Genomic DNA, 2850 nt, shown 5'->3' on the forward strand with positions numbered 1-2850 from the left:
CATGTATTTACCTGTTCTTAATTGTTTTCAAATGTCTGTATTCTGAATTTTATCATTTTAATTACTTAATCCTAACTTTTTCTGCTCATGTCTTATCTACTCATCCCCCAGCCTCTATCCATTTTGTGCTCAAGCTCATGTTTTCTCTGCTGCTTCGGCTCATCTAAATTCATGTCTGGCGCATTTGAAATATCTAAATCAGGGATATTGTCTAGGTCTAAATCTACTGCTTTTTCAATTTCAATATCCAATCGTTTACTGTCTAACATCTCCTGATGCTCTGGTTTGTCTAGGCTAATCTTGGCATAACGTTCATCACTGGCGATAATTTCAATAGTAGCCTTAATAAAATCATCATTACCGTTAATGTTGAGCTTGTCACCAAATTGGCTAACTGCAACATCTAAGGCTAATTTTATGCTCTCATCGCTTTGTTTATTAATGTTTATATGTGTTTTATGTACGTCTATATCACCATTGCGACTAGTCCAGTACTCATAATCGCCTACATTCTGCTTAGTAAAAAATTCCTTATGTTCTCTGGCAATATCAAAAAGCTTATAACGACTGTTCGCAGTTATAAAATTGTCGGTAGGTACTTTTAACCGTGCAATTTTTTCTTGTTCCTTAGCTTTTAGTTCGGCTTGTTTCTTCTCTTCGGCTTGCTTTGCCTGCTCTTGTCGCAACAACTCTAGGCGCATTAATTCATGTTGTCTCGCCAATTCTAGTTGTTGTTTAAGCTGTTCATCAATCCGCTGTTGCCGTTCAATAGCTTGTTTCTGTAGCTCTAACCGTTCTAACTCTGCACGTTCTCGGGCTAGGTTATTGCCATCACTATAAATCTGCCTTTCCAACTGCACGACATTATCAATCGTTCGATTATGATTACCAAGCTCAGTTTCTATTCCTTGCCGTTCAAGTGATACAGCTTCTTTACCTAGATGTTTTTTTACTGTTTCTCTATCTTCCTTGCGTTCACAACTAACCGCTAAATCCAGCCCTGCCATTGCAAGATGTTTATTTTGGATAGTCTCCCAATCCTTGCGGATCTCCTTAATCTGTTCTTGCGTTACTGGCACATTATTTTTTTGGCATTTGATATTGTTCCACTCAATGGCAGTGCGTTCGCCTAGCTGTTTAGTCTCTGGGTTAAATTCTCTGGTAGTGGTTAAAATATGAGCGTGAATATTGCCGTTACCGTCTTTTTCATTGTGTATTGCCCAATCCGCTAGATTGTTATATTTACTGGTTAACTCTTTGGCAAATTCTCTAACAAGTTCTATATTTTGCTCAGTGCTTAATTCTTTTGGTAATGCTACAACATACTCTCTAGCAGTTCTGCTATCTTTGCGGTTTTCAGCAAGTTCGGCATTATTCCAAATCTCGGAACGTTCTTTTTTATCTAGTGTTAAATCTTTGTAGGTGATTTCTGAGTGAACTAAATCTTCTGACATTTTTTTACTATTATATTTGTGAATTTCGCCAGTGCGCAAGTCGGTAATTTTATCACGGCAATTATATGCAATTTTAGCCGTTGCGCTATGTCCGCTACTTCGGCTAACTGTTTTTATTTGCATTGTATAAATTGCCATTTTTGTGTATTCCTATTTTGTTACTTTTGTAAAAAGTAACGCACTGCTTTGCGTAGCAAGGCGTAAAGTGCGCTCTTATCTCATGCTTCGATTAAGAGTACTACTAGCGCCGTCCTAGATATAAACACAATTATACCAGAAGATACGGCGCAATATTGTATAATTGCTATCTGAATCAATAACATTTCACGGAGCAAGCACCATGACCGATAATACCCAAGATATAAACCAGAAAATAGAAACAAAAAAACTAACCGTTAAACAATTAGAATTGCAACTAAAACGATTAGAACATCAACAGTTAAAAGCCAAAGAAAAATTAGCTAAACAAATCGAACGAGAGAAAGAAAAAGAGCAAAAAAACCAAGCTCGTAAACTTCGCAATAAAAAAATTTATGATTGGGGTGGTTTAATCCCTTTAATTTTTGGCGCAGAAGAGTTTGATAAAATATCCGATGACGTAAACCTAAAAAATGCACTTATTGGATTACTAATAAAAGCTAAACAAGAGTTAAGTACCAATGGCTTTGGTTTAACCGCTGACAATAAACAAAACTGGCTTGAGTTTTACAAAAACCAAGGTAAGAAATTTTTAGATGAGCGCAATAATGGATGATCAAACCTTAATCAAAGCTTTTCTAAAAAAGCAAAAGGAAATCCAAGACGATTTTTTAGCTAAGTTAAACCAGTATAAAGCACCAGTTGACACCGCAGAACTTAAAAAACTTGTTGAAGACTATAAAACTGCGGTTTATGGTGCAGCAAACATAAAACCCAAACTAGACACCTCAACGATAGACCAAACCATCAAACAAGCGGTAACAAACGCAATAAGCACAGTAAGCCTATCTAGCCTCACCGATGAAGTTAAAACACAAACCAGAGCCATAGAACGCAACAATAGCTTACTTTCAAATGGGACAGGGTGGCAACTAAAATTCTGGGTTGTTCTGTTAACCTTGGTTTTTGGATTTATGGCAGGCTGGGGCGTAAACTGGTATTTTAAAATTCCTGCCCAATTAACGGATAATTACAAACTGCAATATCAGGCAAACAAAGCCACAGGTTACTTGAAATATATCAATTCTAGCTGTAAAACTAAACAAGCCTATGCTAAATGGAGTAATCAATCGATAGACTGTGATACTCAAATGTGGTCTTTAGAGTAGGAACATAAGCGGGGCAGGAGCCGATAGGCGACGCAATGGAGCGATAGCGGAATGGGGAGGGGGTGCAACCCCCTAATAACCAACCTCTA

At 37.3% G+C, this 2850-nt stretch carries 3 protein-coding genes; 2 read left to right on the plus strand and 1 reads right to left on the minus strand.

Annotated features, from left to right (window positions below):
- Window positions 1-92: 92 nt before the first annotated feature.
- Window positions 93-1592, minus strand: a complete 1500-nt coding sequence (locus tag Q0212_RS07390) for a MobA/MobL family protein (RefSeq protein WP_297924092.1) — start codon at window positions 1590-1592, stop codon at window positions 93-95.
- Between the two features lie 202 nt (window positions 1593-1794).
- On the opposite strand from Q0212_RS07390, the gene Q0212_RS07395 reads away from it, so the two are divergent.
- Together Q0212_RS07395 and Q0212_RS07400 are read left to right on the plus strand one after the other, a co-directional pair.
- On the plus strand, window positions 1795-2208 hold the full coding sequence (locus Q0212_RS07395) for a hypothetical protein (RefSeq protein WP_297924094.1): 414 nt from the start codon (window positions 1795-1797) through the stop codon (window positions 2206-2208).
- Window positions 2201-2761: a hypothetical protein gene (locus Q0212_RS07400; RefSeq protein WP_297924096.1), complete on the plus strand. Its 561-nt coding sequence runs from the start codon at window positions 2201-2203 to the stop codon at window positions 2759-2761. The genes Q0212_RS07395 and Q0212_RS07400 overlap by 8 nt, the downstream gene beginning before the upstream one ends.
- Window positions 2762-2850 lie beyond the last annotated feature (89 nt).

It is taken from the genome of uncultured Agitococcus sp. (assembly GCF_937920075.1).
GTDB lineage: Bacteria > Pseudomonadota > Gammaproteobacteria > Pseudomonadales > Moraxellaceae > Agitococcus.